The 14,046-nt window shown below is 66.8% G+C and carries 15 protein-coding genes and 1 pseudogene; 8 read left to right on the top strand and 8 right to left on the bottom strand.

Annotation, left to right across the window (positions count from 1 at the left end):
- Positions 1-15: 15 nt before the first annotated feature.
- From EP007_RS00795 to EP007_RS00780, 4 genes are all read right to left on the bottom strand, one after another.
- Positions 16-216, bottom strand: a complete 201-nt coding sequence (locus EP007_RS00795) for a dodecin (RefSeq protein WP_128475839.1) — start codon at positions 214-216, stop codon at positions 16-18.
- Between the two features lie 129 nt (positions 217-345).
- The gene (locus EP007_RS00790; protein WP_128475838.1) at positions 346-996 is read right to left on the bottom strand and encodes a hypothetical protein; all 651 of its coding nucleotides are present in this window, start codon (positions 994-996) and stop codon (positions 346-348) included.
- Positions 993-1,601: a hypothetical protein gene (locus EP007_RS00785; protein ID WP_128475837.1), complete on the bottom strand. Its 609-nt coding sequence runs from the start codon at positions 1,599-1,601 to the stop codon at positions 993-995. Before EP007_RS00785 ends, EP007_RS00790 begins: the two co-directional genes overlap by 4 nt.
- Before the next feature lie 88 nt (positions 1,602-1,689).
- Positions 1,690-2,664 carry a metal-dependent hydrolase gene (locus tag EP007_RS00780; RefSeq protein ID WP_128475836.1) on the bottom strand — a complete coding sequence of 325 codons (975 nt, stop codon included), beginning with the start codon at positions 2,662-2,664 and terminating at the stop codon, positions 1,690-1,692.
- 588 nt (positions 2,665-3,252) lie between these two features.
- Here EP007_RS00780 and EP007_RS00775 point away from each other — a divergent pair.
- Positions 3,253-4,443 (top strand): pyridoxal-phosphate-dependent aminotransferase family protein, encoded by a 1,191-nt coding sequence (locus tag EP007_RS00775; RefSeq protein ID WP_208023512.1) that lies wholly within the window; start codon positions 3,253-3,255, stop codon positions 4,441-4,443.
- Between the two features lie 67 nt (positions 4,444-4,510).
- Here the strand turns inward: EP007_RS00775 and EP007_RS00770 are convergent, their stop codons facing one another.
- Both EP007_RS00770 and EP007_RS00765 read right to left on the bottom strand, forming a co-directional pair.
- Positions 4,511-4,834 (bottom strand): DUF7116 family protein, encoded by a 324-nt coding sequence (locus tag EP007_RS00770; protein ID WP_128475835.1) that lies wholly within the window; start codon positions 4,832-4,834, stop codon positions 4,511-4,513.
- Positions 4,835-4,956: 122 nt separating this feature from the next.
- Positions 4,957-5,196 carry a DUF5816 domain-containing protein gene (locus tag EP007_RS00765; RefSeq protein WP_128475834.1) on the bottom strand — a complete coding sequence of 80 codons (240 nt, stop codon included), beginning with the start codon at positions 5,194-5,196 and terminating at the stop codon, positions 4,957-4,959.
- 102 nt (positions 5,197-5,298) lie between these two features.
- On the opposite strand from EP007_RS00765, the gene EP007_RS00760 reads away from it, so the two are divergent.
- Both EP007_RS00760 and EP007_RS00755 read left to right on the top strand, forming a co-directional pair.
- On the top strand, positions 5,299-6,681 hold the full coding sequence (locus EP007_RS00760; RefSeq protein WP_128475833.1) for a bifunctional metallophosphatase/5'-nucleotidase: 1,383 nt from the start codon (positions 5,299-5,301) through the stop codon (positions 6,679-6,681).
- A gap of 27 nt (positions 6,682-6,708) precedes the next feature.
- A complete protein-coding gene (locus EP007_RS00755) occupies positions 6,709-7,113 on the top strand; it encodes a universal stress protein (protein WP_128475832.1) in 405 nt (134 codons plus the stop codon).
- A gap of 49 nt (positions 7,114-7,162) precedes the next feature.
- On the opposite strand, the gene EP007_RS00750 is transcribed toward EP007_RS00755, so the two are convergent.
- On the bottom strand, positions 7,163-8,131 hold the full coding sequence (locus EP007_RS00750) for a mechanosensitive ion channel family protein (RefSeq protein WP_128475831.1): 969 nt from the start codon (positions 8,129-8,131) through the stop codon (positions 7,163-7,165).
- A gap of 106 nt (positions 8,132-8,237) precedes the next feature.
- Here EP007_RS00750 and EP007_RS00745 point away from each other — a divergent pair.
- The 4 genes and pseudogenes from EP007_RS00745 (at position 8,238) to EP007_RS00735 (ending at position 12,207) form a co-directional block, all read left to right on the top strand.
- Positions 8,238-8,980 (top strand): annotated as a pseudogene (locus EP007_RS00745) (proteasome assembly chaperone family protein).
- A gap of 474 nt (positions 8,981-9,454) precedes the next feature.
- Positions 9,455-10,510: an HTH-type sugar sensing transcriptional regulator TrmB gene (trmB, locus tag EP007_RS00740; protein ID WP_128475830.1), complete on the top strand. Its 1,056-nt coding sequence runs from the start codon at positions 9,455-9,457 to the stop codon at positions 10,508-10,510.
- A gap of 267 nt (positions 10,511-10,777) precedes the next feature.
- Positions 10,778-10,924, top strand: a complete 147-nt coding sequence (locus EP007_RS17250; RefSeq protein WP_166035396.1) for a hypothetical protein — start codon at positions 10,778-10,780, stop codon at positions 10,922-10,924.
- A 218-nt stretch (positions 10,925-11,142) separates the two neighbouring features.
- Positions 11,143-12,207, top strand: a complete 1,065-nt coding sequence (locus tag EP007_RS00735) for a Gfo/Idh/MocA family protein (RefSeq protein WP_128475829.1) — start codon at positions 11,143-11,145, stop codon at positions 12,205-12,207.
- A gap of 70 nt (positions 12,208-12,277) precedes the next feature.
- On the opposite strand, the gene EP007_RS00730 is transcribed toward EP007_RS00735, so the two are convergent.
- Positions 12,278-13,213 carry a hypothetical protein gene (locus EP007_RS00730; protein WP_128475828.1) on the bottom strand — a complete coding sequence of 312 codons (936 nt, stop codon included), beginning with the start codon at positions 13,211-13,213 and terminating at the stop codon, positions 12,278-12,280.
- A 146-nt stretch (positions 13,214-13,359) separates the two neighbouring features.
- Here EP007_RS00730 and cyaB point away from each other — a divergent pair, with 146 nt between their 5' ends.
- Positions 13,360-13,911, top strand: coding sequence for a class IV adenylate cyclase (gene cyaB, locus EP007_RS00725; protein WP_128475827.1), 552 nt, complete (start codon positions 13,360-13,362; stop codon positions 13,909-13,911).
- Positions 13,912-14,046: the final 135 nt, after the last annotated feature.

Here is a 14,046-nt window from a genome sequence, read left to right as displayed (position 1 = left end):
CGCGCTACGCTCTCCTTACCCCTCTAACTCGAAAGCGACCGTGACCTCGGCCTGATACTCCCGGTCCGGCGCGTTGGCGACTTCGACGCCGAGTTCGTCCACCTCCACCCACTTCAAGTTCTCCAACGTTCTCTCGGCGCGGTCGATGGCGTCGTCCGCGGCCGCGTCGAAACTCTCCTCGCTCGTGCCGATGAGCGTGATTTTCTTGAACACCATGGCCACTCCGGGTACCACGTAGAGACGGATAAAGCTACGCGGCCGAACGCCCGCTCGCCGCCAGACACCTGCTCGTGGCTGGATACTCGCCCGCGCCCGGCGCGCTCCCGGAGTCGTGCGCCGAGTCAGTTACTCCGCGCTCCGGCCGCCGTCAAGGCGGTCGGTCAGCGCACCGACAACGTCCGAGAGGTAGGCCGCGCCCCAGATTGCGACGAGGACGCCGCCCACCGTGTCGAACAGCAGGTCCTTCATCGTGTCTTCGAGACCGAACTGGGTGAGTATCTTGTCGCTGCCCAGAATCGTCGCCAGTCCGCCGACGCCGAACTCGATGACCTCCCAGACGACGCCGAACGCGACGACGAACAGCAGGATGAAGACGAACGTGAACCGCGGCGGGAGATAGATGTCGTCGGTATGTTCGTCGAGCGCGCGGGTGGTCGCATACCCGATGGCCGCCACGAGCGACGACGAGAGCGCGTGGGTCATGTGGTCCCACCACCACAACGACGGGTTGCGGTACGGTCCGAGTGTGCCCAGCGCATGGAGGAACACCGCGGTCGTAATCCAGAGGGTGAGACCCGCGTCCATCGGGATGTCGTAGTCCCGTTCCAAGATGGCCGGGAGGAAGGTGATGGCAAACGCGATGCCCGCGTTGACGACGACGCCGATGTTCCGCCGGTAGAGTCCCGCGAGGAGGATGACGACGAGTCCGACCTCCATCGCGCGGGTCACTTGCGTTTGTCGGCGCTCGGAGATTCGGAGTCGGTCGCGGGTTCTCACAGGCGCTCACCGTGTTGGCCCGATAGACGCGCTTCGATGCGCGCGAACCGCCGGAAGTACCACTCGAAGACGACGCCAGCCATGCCGCCGATGACCGTCGCGGCCACGAAGTCCCACATGAGTCGGTGTTCGCTCCGGATGAAGGCGGTGCCGAGATAGATGTCCGAGAGCCACTGGACGACCGCCCAAATTCCCGAGGTAGCAATCGTTGCGACGACGACGAACAGCACCGCGAACCAGTGGGTCATCTCGACGGTGGTGAACGCGTGCAACTCAACGGCGACGATGAGCGCGAGCGCCGCGACGGAAAGATACGTTGCCACCCGCGAGGCCGACGGAAACGTCGCCATCGACCGCCCGAAGATGGGAAGCGCCGCGAGCGCCAGCACCTCCCACGGGAGCATGACAATCCAGTCGCGCTTGGCGACTGTCGGAACCAACGCCAGCGCCCCGACGAAGGCGGTGAACCCGGCCCAGAGCAGATGTCCGTCGAGCATCTCCTCGGCCGAGACGACTGCGAGAAACGCCACGAGCGCCCAGCCGAGACCGGCGTTCACGCGCTCGTCTTCGACGACTCGGTCGAGCCTCCCGGTGCGGCGTGCCATATCACTCCGTAGAGAACGATCCGGTATGAAAGCAGGGGTGTCGGGACGGAGCGCGGCGACGTGACCGAATCGGCGGGCGAGTACAACCTCACGCGAGCGAGTACATCAGATAGACCAGCGTGTAGGTTAGCGCCGCGACCGACACCGCCGCCAGCCCGGTCAACACCCACGTCACGGTCTCGTGCCAGTCGGCGGACAGCACCGACTTCGGAGGGAGGAGGTTCGGCGCGATGCCGACTGCGCCGACCGCCAGAATCGAGAACACGAAGTGGTACGACACGTCGAGTGTCGGCGCGGGCATCGCCACCGCCGCGATGGCGTAGGCGGCCCCGAACGCGGCGCGAGTGTCAACGTGTTGGAGGACCCGCCGGTCGGTGGCCCGCAGATAGACGTAGCCCGCGAGCCAAATCGTCGCCAACTCGACGCCGAACACCGCCAGCAGATTGAGCGTCGGGTCTCCAAGTAGCGTGACGCGCTCGGTCAGCAGGCGCACGTCCAGCGGATAGAGAAACTGCGGCGGCGCGCCAGTGAACAGGTCACCGAAGGGGTGACTGAGCAGTCCGAGGAGCGCCGCGGCGAGCAGTTCCCGCGGGCCGAACTCCCCCCGGCGCGACGCGACCGCCGCGACGACCAGACCCGCGAGCAGGAACGCGAGCATGACCGCGCCGCCGAGCAGACCGCTCTCAGCGACGGCGACGGCGGTCAGGCCCGCGACGAGTGCGACCGCGAGGAGTCGGTGGAACGCCCCGGCCGTGAAGCTGCGGGCACCGCGGCCCGCGACGCTCGCCGCGAACGCCGCGGCGGCGACGACACCGACCACTAACGAGTGGGTCACGGCGCGGTGGACGAGGGTGGAACTCGACCAGAACGCGTCGGTCATGGTCCAGACGCCAGCGAGACCGACCTGCGCGAGTCCGAACACGGCGTAGAGCATGTCTACGTCGGGGACCGCGGCGAACGCGCCCGCCGTAACTCCGAACGCGAGGGCGCGCTCGCTCGGCCACCGCCGCCCCGCGACGGCGGTGGCGACTGCGAACGCCACCATCGCGTGTCCGACCATCATAGGTACGACCGTTGGCGCTCGGACGGTATAAGCGTCTCCCCGACTGGTAATCGGTCGCACTCGCTGGCTCACTGGCGTTGTGCTGGCTCGCTAGTGTCGCTTCGGTACGAAAAAGGCGGTCGTCGGCAGGGCGGAAACCGCCACCGCCGGTGTTGGAAAGACGGCTCGGGACGCCGCGCAAGCGGTCGCAACCGCGGCTCGGCCGCCCTCTCTCGGGCAAGCGGTCGTGCCCGCACGGGGTCGAACCAACCTCCCCCGTTTGGTGTCACCCTCGTGCGGGCTTCGTCGTAGCCGTCCGTCGGTCGCGCCCGCGGTCCCCCGCGGGTCCTGTCGTGCCGTTTCGAAAGTCTCGCCCGTCGAACGCGCCCCCGTCGCGTCCGTCTGGGCGTCTTCCCGTATGCCGGACATCGGAATAAACAGATGTGACCGTTCTGTCCGTTCAGTCGCCGAAACGTCGCGTTTCGCTGGCGGCCGCGCGCTCGGGGTCGGACAACGCGGAGTTACGCGCCGCGGCGTCCTGCGAAACGACGCGATAACCGAATTTCCGGGTTAAAACCGTTTAAGTCGCCTCCGGCGGTAGCACGCGACATGGTGGAGAAACCGGACGTTGGAGAGTTGACGCCGCCGGACAGAACGCTGATGGGTCCCGGACCGAGCGAGGTCCACCCGCGGGTGCTTCGCGCGATGAGTACCCCGCTGGTCGGACATCTTGACCCGTCGTTCATCGAGATTATGAACGAGGTCCAAGACCTCCTGCGGTACACCTTCCGAACCGACAACCAGTGGACGATTCCGGTCTCTGGCACCGGGTCGGCCGCGATGGAGGCCGCAATCGGCAACGTCGTGGAACCGGGCGACACGATGTTGGTCCCGACGAACGGCTACTTCGGCGGCCGGATGGCGAAGATGGCGACTCGCGCGGGCGGCGACGTGGTCCGCGTGGACGCGCCGTGGGGCGAACCGCTCGACCCCGCCGACGTGGCCGCGGCGATGGACGAACACCAACCGGACGTGTTCGGGTTCGTCCACGCTGAGACCAGTACGGGCGTCCTCCAGCCGCAGGTCTCGGAGTTGACCAACGTGGCCCACGACCACGACGCCCTCGTCATCGCCGACACCGTGACCTCGCTGGGCGGCGTCGAACTGAAAGTGGACGACTGGGGAATCGACGTGGCCTACGCCGGACCCCAGAAGTGTCTCTCGTGTCCGCCGGGCGCGGCCCCGCTCACGCTCAACGACCGCGCGATGGAGAAGGTCCTCTCGCGCGAGGCGGACGCCCGGTCGTGGTATCTCGACCTCTCGCTGTTGGAAGGCTACTGGGGCGACGACCGCTCGTACCACCACACCGCGCCCATCACGAACGTCTACGCGCTCCGCGAGGCGCTTCGCCTCGTCGCCGAGGAGGGCATCGAGAACCGCTGGGAGCGCCACCGCGAGAACGCCGCCGCGCTCAAGGCGGGCGTCGAAGCGATGGGGATGGAGATGAACGCGCCCGACGACTACTGGCTTCCGAGTCTCAACGCGGTCCGTGTCCCCGACGGCGTGACCGACACGGACGTTACGAGCTACCTACTCGACCAGTACGACCTCGAAATCGCCACCGGACTCGGGGACTTGGAGGGCGACATCTTCCGAATCGGGTGCATGGGTTATTCCTCGCGGCCCGAGACGGTGTCGTACCTGATGGCCGCGCTCGGCGACGCGCTTTCCGAGCAGGGCGCGGCCGTAGACGTGGAAGCCGGACTCGCCGCGACGGCCCGGAAACTCGGCGAGCGGTAAGCGTCGCTCTCCGGTCGATTGAAAGAGAACCGACGCGCCGGGTGTCCGGCGCGGGAACGATTTTTCGTCAGACCGCTGCTGTGGCACTCGGCGGCGCGCGGTGGACTTCGTAGTCGCCGCTCTCTCGGACGCCGATTATCGCCCACTCGTACTCGGTGTCCGCCCGTCGGAGACGCTGGCGGAGTTCGGACGCGTGCTCGTTCCACGTTACGAAACAGCGTAACTCTCCGTCGTTCGGAGTCGTCTCTGCGTCGGTCAGGGTCGTCACGCGAACGACCCGCCACTTCCGTTCGGCTCGGAACTCGTCACCGTCGTCGCCGGAGACGGTGTAGCCCAAGTTGGAGAAGATGGTCCTCGCCTGATCGATGGGCGGTGTGCTAACAGTGGCCATCCACGTAGTCGTTACACGGACGGGGTAATAAACCTTCTTGCGAGTCAGTTGAGCCGAATGGTCGGGTTCCGGTGCTGAGAGGCGAATTCTTCGATTTCGCCGTTCTGGCGCAGTTCCTTCAGTCACTCGTGGGCGGCGTCCCACTCGGTCGGCTTCCGAACGTTCCCGCAGGCGTTGCACTCGATGCGGCCCATCGAGTCCATCGCGTTGTCGATTCGCTCGCAGTTGCCACAGAGGTAGCCGTAGCGGTCCTCTCGGGACTCGTCGCTGTAAACGACGAAGAACGGTCCCTTCGACCCGCGGTCGCCCTCGTTGCGGGCCACGTACACCGTCCGGTCGTCTGTCGTCGTGGTCGCGTCCATCGCCTCCCGATACGCGCGCCGTGCGTTTAGGCGTACTGACCTCGCTTCGACGACCGTCGCGTCCCGAAGGAATCATACCCCGAGGCTGGAAACCCCGAACAAATGGCTCCCCGCCTCGTCCATTACTCCGACGTAGAGAACGTCTACGACACCCCCGAGCGCGCGGGGCGACTCGCCGGACTCCTCCGCGAGTTGGACGGCGACGACGCCGTCCTCGCCGGGTCGGGCGACAACACCTCGCCGGGCGTCCTCGCGCTGATCGAAGACGGCGCGCAGGCGCTCGATTTCTTCGAGGTGGTCGCCCCTGACGTGGAGACGTTCGGCAATCACGAGTTCGACCACGGACCCTCGGCGCTCCGCAGTCTCGTCGCTGACTCGCCCCAGACGTGGGTCAGCGCCAACGTCTGGCGCGACCGGGAGTCGGGCGACCGATTCGCCGCGGACGCGGGCGTCGTCCCCGCCACGGTCGTACGAGCAGACGGCGCGACGGTGGGCGTCGTCGGCGTCACCACCGAGCGCACCGGGTCGATAAACCCAGAGGCGACCGACATCGAGTTCACCGACCCGGTCGCGGCCGCCCGAGACGCGCTGGCCGACCTCGACACCGACTACCGCGTGGTCCTCTCGCACCTCGGCCAGCGCGACGAGGAGTTGGCCCGCGCCGTCGAGGCCGACGCCATCCTCGGCGGTCACGTCCCGACCGAGCGGTGCGACCGAGTGGACGGAACCCTGCTTACCCGGCCCGGCGACGGCGGGTCGGCCGTCCTCGAAGTGGACCTCGCTGGCGACGTGACCCGCCACCGCGTCGGCGACGCCCCGGTTCACGAGGGCGTCGCCGACGCGATGCGCGCCAGACTCGCCGAGACCGGCCTCAACGACGTGGTCGGAACCGTCTCGGAACCCATCGACCGCGCGGAGACGACGCTGTTCGGCGGCGAGTCTCGACTCGGGAACTTCGTCGCCGACGCCTACCGCTGGGAGACCGACGCCGACGTGGGTCTCCAGAACGGCGGCGGGGTCCGGACCGGCGACGACATCTCGGGTGAGGTCACTGCCGCCGACCTCGTGAGCGTCACCCCTTTCGAGGAGCGCGTGGTGGTCGCCGAAGTTTCGGGCGCACAACTCCGGGCGGCCTTCGAGTGGGCTGCCAGCCCCGACCTCGGCTTCGCGGAACCGGGCTGGTGGCACGCGCAAGTCAGCGGCGCAACAGTCGCGTGGGACCCCGAGCGCCACAGCGTCGAGTCCGTCGAGGTCGGTGGCGAACCGATAGCCGACGACCGGACCTACTCGGTCGCGCTCTCGGACTACGTCCTCCACACCGACGACGAGTTTCCCTCCCTCCGGGAGGACCACCGCGTCTCGACGGCCGGAATCCAGTACGAGGTGCTGGTCGAGTACGCCCGCGAGACGGCCATCGCGCCCGAACTCGACGGGCGCATCGCCGAAGTCGAAATCGACGCCGGAGCGCGTTCAGCCGAGAGGTAGAAGGTCCCGGACCGCGTTTCTCGACCCGTGACTAGCGTCGTCGTCCCCGTCCGGTATCCGCTGACCGACCATTCGAAGCGGACGCTCGCTGAAGCCCTCCGCGTCGCCGAAGAGTGCGACGCGGCGCTCACGGTCCTGCACGTCAACCTCTATCACCACGGGCGAGAGGTGTCGCGCGCCGAACTGAAACGCGTGGTCGAGAACGAGTTCGGCCGGGTGGCTAACGTCCAGTACGTCGTCCGCGAGGGGTTTCTGGTCGAAGAGACCATCCTCGAAGAGGTTGCCGCCGAAGAGGCCGACGCAGTCATCATCGGCCACAAACAGGCCAGTCGCTGGCGGCGCATGTTCCGGAAACTGACTGCCGACCCCGACATCGAGGGGTTCCTCCGCGAGAAACTCGACGCCGAAGTCCTCACGGTCGGGCGCGAGTAGTTCCGTCTCGCTCGTCGTCTCGAAGTTCGTTTCGCTCGCTCTCGGCGTCTCAGTTCGGCGAGTCGAACTCTTCCGGTGGCGCGGAGCGTTCGTTCCCGTCTTCCGTCCTGGATTGGCGCTCGCGCCCCGCGACTTCCACGTTGGCGGTGCCGCTGGTGTCGTCGAAGACGAGGTGGCTGTGGGGGTAGGCGATTTCCACGTCGGCGTCGTCGAGTTGCTCCCAGATGCGCTCCTGAATTTTCGACTCGACGCGACCCACGTAGTAGGGGTCTTTGACCCAGTAGCGCAGGTCCAGCAGGACGCCGTGGTCGGCGTAGTCCTTGATGTACGCGACCGGCGCGGAGGGGTAGCGCGCGCTCCCGATGCGGATGTCCGGCCCGCCCTCGACGACTTCGGTCGTCTCGCGGGCGGCCCGCTCCAAAATCGCGCGGGCCCGCTCCAAATCGCCCTCGTAGGTCACGAGGAGTTCGAGCGAGAGGCGCGAGCGGGTGTCCTCCGCCGAGTAGTTGATTACGTCCCGGTCGCGCATGTTTGAGTTGGGAATCACGAGGAAGGTGTTTTCGAGCGTGAAAATCTTCGTGTACCGGAGCGTGATGTCCTCGACGTAGCCTCGCTGGTTGCGGTCCACCAGTTCTATCATGTCGCCGACCTCGTAGGGCTGGTCGGCCAACAGGAACAGGCCGTTGATGACGCTCCCGATGATGGGCGCAAGGACGAGTCCGAGAACCGCCGAGAACACCGTCACCGACAGCAGGATGTCGCCTGCCTCGAAGCCGAACTGATCGGCCGCCACCGTCGCCGCCAAGAGCATCACGATGGCTCGAATCCCGCTGAGAATCGTCTTCGTCAGACTCGGACGCTGGAACCGGCGGGCGACGGGGCGACCGAGAAACCGGACGAGCAGTTGGCTCCCGTACCACGCGACGACGAGAATCAGCGTGGCCGTGACGTAGTTCGCGCCGGGCAGACCCCCGAGTAGCCCCAGAACCTCGTCTCTCACCTCGGCGACGCCGACCATGGCACCAACCTTTCTCGGCGGTGGCAAAACGCTTTCGCCTGACGAAGCGCTCGTCGCGCGACGCGCCCGAAAAGAGCTAAGGAGCGCTTTCTCGTACCGTATCGTCATGAGTGGGAACCCGCGGTCCGAAAGCGCGTCGTTCGAAATCAACGCCCACGACATTCAGGAGACGGTCGTCGCCGGATTCTCGCAGTTCGGACTGGCGGGGCTGACCGCCGTGGACTACCTCGTGGACCACCTCGACTTCGAGCAGGTCGGCCACATCACGGCCGACCAACTCCCGGCCATCACGCCGTTCGAGGACGGCCAGCCGCGCCACCACACCCGCGTCTTCTCGCACGCCGACGCGGGCCTCTCGGTCCTCGTCGGCGAACTGTTCGTCCCCGCGTGGGCCGCCCAGCAGTTCAGCGAAGCCGTCTTGGAGTGGACCGAGACCGAGGGCATCGAGGAAGTCGCGGTCCTCCACGGCGTCCCGATTCCCCACGGTCCTGAGGAGCATCAGGTGTTTTACGTCGCCACCGACGACTACCGGGAGCGCCGACTCGCCGACGCCGAGATTCCCCCGATGGGTCGCGGCTTCCTCGACGGAATGAACGCCGAACTTCTCGCCCGCGGGATGGAGTCGGACCTCCGGACCGCGACGTTCCTGACGCCGGTCCACGGGCAGGCCCCGGATGTGGAGGCCGCAATCAGACTCCTCGACGCGACCCAGCGCGTCTATGACCTCGACGTTACACGGGACCGCTGGAGGAGTTCGCCGCCGAGATACAGAGCTACTACGAGGGTCTCGCCGAACGACTTACCGAGCGCGCCGAGACCGACGGGCCGGAGGGCAGGATGTACATGTGAAACTTTTGCTGCGCTCGGAGATTCGCCTCTGGCGAATCTCCTCGCTGGCAAAAGTTTCATGAAAAACACTGCGGTCGTCCCGTTGGTCCTCTCTTGGTCCGCTCGCTCGGTCGCTTCGCTCCCTTCGCTCGCGGTCGTTGTGCTGGTGCCGGTTCTGATGGTTAACTTGTGTGTCCGCTCACTCCCTCCGGTCGTTCGCTCGCAGTCGTTTGCCGGTTCGTTTTCGTACTCTTGTACTCTCGTCCATCCTCGTCGTCACCCGCGCCGAGGGTTTATAAATGAAGCCGAGGCAACCCCGTAGCGTGCCGACTCACCGCGTCGTCCTCGGACTCGTCAATCTCTTTTGTCGGGCGTTTCAGCGACTGCTAACTCGATTCCCCGCCGGAACTACCCAAAGGATGAAACCCGTTTTCGGAAAGCAGTGCTACTCGAAATCGGATAAATCATTTACCCTTCGAGAGTATGGCTTCTCACATGAGTTCGGACGATCTCTACGCGACGATGGAGCAGGTTGGCGACCGGTTCGACCTCGGCGAGTACGAAATCGACGCCTACCTGACGGTTCTCGAACACGGCGACCTGACCGCGAGCCAGATAGCCGACCGGACCGACATCCCCCAACCGCGGGTGTACGACACGGTGCGAAGCCTCAGCGACCGCGGACTGGTCGAACTGCGGGAATCCCGCCCGATGAAGGTCATCGCGGTGGACCCCGACGAAGCCTTCTCGGGCATCCAGTCGTCGCTGATGGACATGGTCTCGGAACTGGAAGCGCGCTACACCGCGCCCGCCAGAGAGACCGAAGCCGTCTCGCTGGTCAAGTCGCGCTCGACCATCCTCCGGTACTTCGAGGAGGTCATCACCGAGGCCGAGTTCGAACTCGCCCTCTCGCTGACCCCGGACCTGCTGAAGCGGTTCGCCGACGAGTTGAGCGCGGCCGTCGATTCGGGCGTCAGCGTCGAACTGCTGGTCACGCCCGCCTCGGAAGCACCCGACCCGGCGGAGTTCGACTACCTCGACGTGGCGACGACCGCCCGCGCTCGGCGAGGAATCACGACGCCTGTCGTCGCCGTCGCCGACGGCGAATACTCCATCTACGCCACGCAGGATGCCCTCCGAGACGACGAGGACCGCTACGGCGTCATCTTCAACCGCTCGGCGCTTGGCTTTCTCGTTTCGGGCTTTTTCGGCACGGTCCTCTGGACCACCGCCGAGCGCACCCTCGCGGCCGACGGCGAGAACCGCCCGTTCCCCCGCCGCTACGCCTCTATCCGCCGCTGTGTCAAGGAGTTGCAGGAACTCGGCGGCGACTTCTACGTCACCATCGAGGGCCGGGACATCGAGACCGGCGACTCGTGGGTCGTGGAGGGCGAAGTCGTCGGCTTCTCGTTCGAGGCGGGCGAGCGCGTCGCCGGGATGAAGATTCAGACCGACGACGGGGTAGTCACGGTCGGCGGACAGGTCGCGGCGCTGGAGGACATCGAGGCCCACGAGATTCGCGTGGGTCGCGGGAGTCCGCCCGCGCGCTGACGGAGTCTCCGTCAGCGCCCGCGACTCGACACCGTCGAGTCGCGCGCTACGGTCCGCGCAGGCCAGCACCTCGTCGGGCGCGTCGGGACTCGTCCCACGCGGCCCGCCACAGCAGTCCATTTCGGTCGTCTCCGCGACCGGTCCGTCACACACCGGACACGCTCGCAGGAGCGTCCGTAGCGGTCCGGCGGCCTGCGCTCGGCGCGTTGCGGTCCGGTCGGTCTCGGCGGCCAGCGTCCGCGACGCGTGGTCCGGCATCGGGTCGCCGTGGTCGAAGTAGTCGCCGGGGAGCCACGAGACCAGTCCCGGCGCGAACCTTGGCGTGTCGGCGACCAGATAGCCGCGGAGCGCGATAGCCGTCGCGCCGACCGCTCCGAGCGCGCCCGCGAGCGCGTCCACCTCTCGACACCGTGACCGGCGACGCCGTCAGCCACAGCCTTTAGTTCGCGTCCATCGAACCGAACGCGAGGAGACCGAACGGCAGTTGTACTGCTGGGAGATGGACGAGCGAATCCTAATGCGTTTAGTCCTGATGTATCCGAAATTGCGACCTTCCCGATTAATGACAGACAGCCGAACAGAAACACCTAACAACGGCTCACGGTTGCCTACGACTAGTAACTATGTCTCGTATGACTGAGCCAGTCCGAGTCGGATTCGTCGGCTTGGGGAACATCGGTCACTACCACGCCGACCGCATCGCGGAGTTAGACGGGGTCGCCATCGTCGGCGGCGTCGATATCAACCCGGACGCGCGGGCGCGCTTCGCCGAGAAGTACGGCGTCGAATCGTTCGAGAGCTACGAGGACCTCTACGGTGCGGACGTGGACGCAGTCGTCGTCACGACGCCCAACAAGTTCCACGAGGAGTACGCCGTCGAGGCGCTCCGGAGCGGTCTCGACGTACTGCTCGAAAAGCCGCTGGCCCACTCGCTGGAGAGCGCCGAGCGAATCGCCGAGGCGGCCACCAACGCCGAGGGGTTCTGCATGGTCGGATTCCACAACCGCTTTCGGAACCCCATCGAGGTCGTGAAGGCGTATCAGGAAGAGGGTCGGTTCGGCCGGACGCGCCACGTCGAGGCTAACTTCATCCGGCGGCGCGGGATTCCGGGCCGCGGGTCGTGGTTCACCAACAGCGATATCGCGGGCGGCGGCGCGCTCATCGACATCGGCGTCCACGCCATCGACCTCTCGCTGCACTTCCACGACTTCCCGACGGTCGAGGAGGTATCGGGGACGATTCGCTCGCAGTTCGGCGACCGAGACGACTACGCCTACCTCGAAATGTGGGGCGAGGACACCAACTCCGGGGAGTTCTCGGTTGACGACTCGGTGAGCGCGTTCATTCGCTGTGAGGGGGGCAAGACCATCGCGCTGGAAGTCGCGTGGGCCGCCAACCGCTCGCCCAACGAAGAGTACATCGTCCGCGGGACCGAGGCGGGCGCGACCTTCGACAGGGGAAACGACACCCTCACCCTCCACGAGACGGGTCAGCAGGGGACCGACCATTTCTCGGACTCCGACATCCAGACCCGCCACGAGGACCCTCACAAGGCCGAACAGCGCGCCTTCTTCGAGGCGGTCCGAGACGGCGTGACCCCGACTCGGAACACCGTCGAGCAGGCGCTGGAGGTCCAGCGCGTCATCGACGCCATCTATCGCTCTCACGACCAACAGCGCGCGGTTCAGTTGGAGTAGTCCCGACGCGATTTCGTCGTCCCGGTAGTTCTCGTCTCGCGCGACAGCCTCGTCGCTCTCATCTCGTGCCCTACAGTCCCATCGCTCCTGTCTCCGCGGCGAAGACGGCCGCCGAGTGGGCCAGCGAGAGGCTGAGGTACGCGAGCGCGGGCACCACCAGCGAGTCGGTCCGTTCGTAGGTCACGGCCGCGAGCGCGAGGACCGCTATTTGGGTGCCCGCGAACAGCGCGCCAGCGAGCGACCCGACCGCGGCGAGCGCCGAGAAAAGGGTCACACCGACGAGCGCCAGCGCGGGCACCGCCGCGAGGTATCGGACCCACCGACGCTTGGCGCGGTCGGCCGCGTAGAGTGCGATTCCACCCGCAAGAGCGAACAGTACCGTACCAGCGAGTCGCCCGCGGGCGGGGAACGGCGACAGGCCGCCCCCGCCGTCGGTCCCCACCAAGAGGAACGCGGTCGTCACCGTCGTCAGCGCCGCGGCAGCGTCGCCGCCGACGGCGCGGTCGAAACTCCCCTGCACGAGGACCTGACAGAGCAGGAGATAGCTCGGCACTCCGACGAACAGGCCCAGTCCGGCGACGGCGAGAACGGGACCGAGCGCGGCGTTCGGAGCGTAACTCGTCTTCGCCAGCGAACTGTACGCCGGGCCGGTCGCGTCGGCGACCAGCGCGGTGAGACCGACGAGAAGTGCGGGACCCGCGAGCGCCCCGAAGGCCGCCGGAAGGTCCTCACGGGTCGGCGGGCGCAGACCGACCTCGATGTCGCGCCACGTCGCGTACGCGCCGACGAGGAGACCGAGACCGGCGAGTAGCGCGGTGCCGTGGAGAAGTCCATCGATCAGCAGACTGTCGGGCAACGCAACGAGGTCTCCGAGTCGAGACGACGCGGCCGCGACGGTTCGAACGACGAGCGCGAATCCGACCGTCGCGGCGACGACGAGCGCGAACTCCGTCGCCAGCGGACGGCCCGCGCCGTCGAAGCGCACGTTCGAGTCGGAGGTAGCCATGACGCCTAATCATCAGCCCGTTGTAATAAAGGTTCGTCGAGACGAGCCGAGCGAGCCGACCGCGGGGCGACGCGCCGCCGAACGTGCAATCTCGGAACCCCGCCGAAAGCGCAACCCCGAAACGCCGCCGAACCGAACCACCGGTCATGTACGAGGTCGAAGTGAAGGTCCGCGCCGACCACGCGACCGTCCGCGAGCGCCTCGCCGAGCGCGGGGCTGAGAAGGTGAACGCGGTCGAACAGGAAGACACCTACTACGACGCGCCCCACCGGGAGTTCGTCGAGACGGACGAAGCCCTGCGGATTCGCCGCGAGAGTCCCGCCGACGCCGACTCGTTCGCGGAACTCACCTACAAGGGACCGCTCGTGGAGACCGAGTCGAAGACGCGCCGCGAGGTCGAGACCGAGGTCGCGGAGGGCGAGGCCGCGGGCGACATCCTCTCGGCGCTCGGGTTCGACCCCGCCGCGACCGTCCGGAAGGAGCGCGAGCGGTTCGCGTTCGACGGCTACACCGTCACCCTCGACACGGTGGAGGGATTGGGCGAGTTCGTGGAGGTCGAGACCGAAGTCGAGGACGAGGCGTCGGTTGAGGCGGCCCGCGAGGCGGCCTTTGAGGTCTTGAGCGACCTCGGTCTCGACCCGGACGACCAGATTCGCACGTCGTATCTCGGGCTTCTGCTCGGCGACGAGGAAGTGTAGCGGCGCTTTCGGGCAGTTCTATCTTCCAGTTCGGCGACGGTGCCAACGGCGATGACGGCGATGGCGATGACGACGCCGCCGACAGCGCGCGCCGAGGACCGGAACGCGCTCGGCAATTTTTACCGAACGCGGTAT

Origin of the sequence: Halorussus pelagicus (assembly GCF_004087835.1) — an archaeon.
Lineage (GTDB): Archaea > Halobacteriota > Halobacteria > Halobacteriales > Haladaptataceae > Halorussus > Halorussus pelagicus.
Note: the sequence above shows the minus strand (reverse complement) of the source record. Positions and strands in the feature narration are given on the sequence as shown.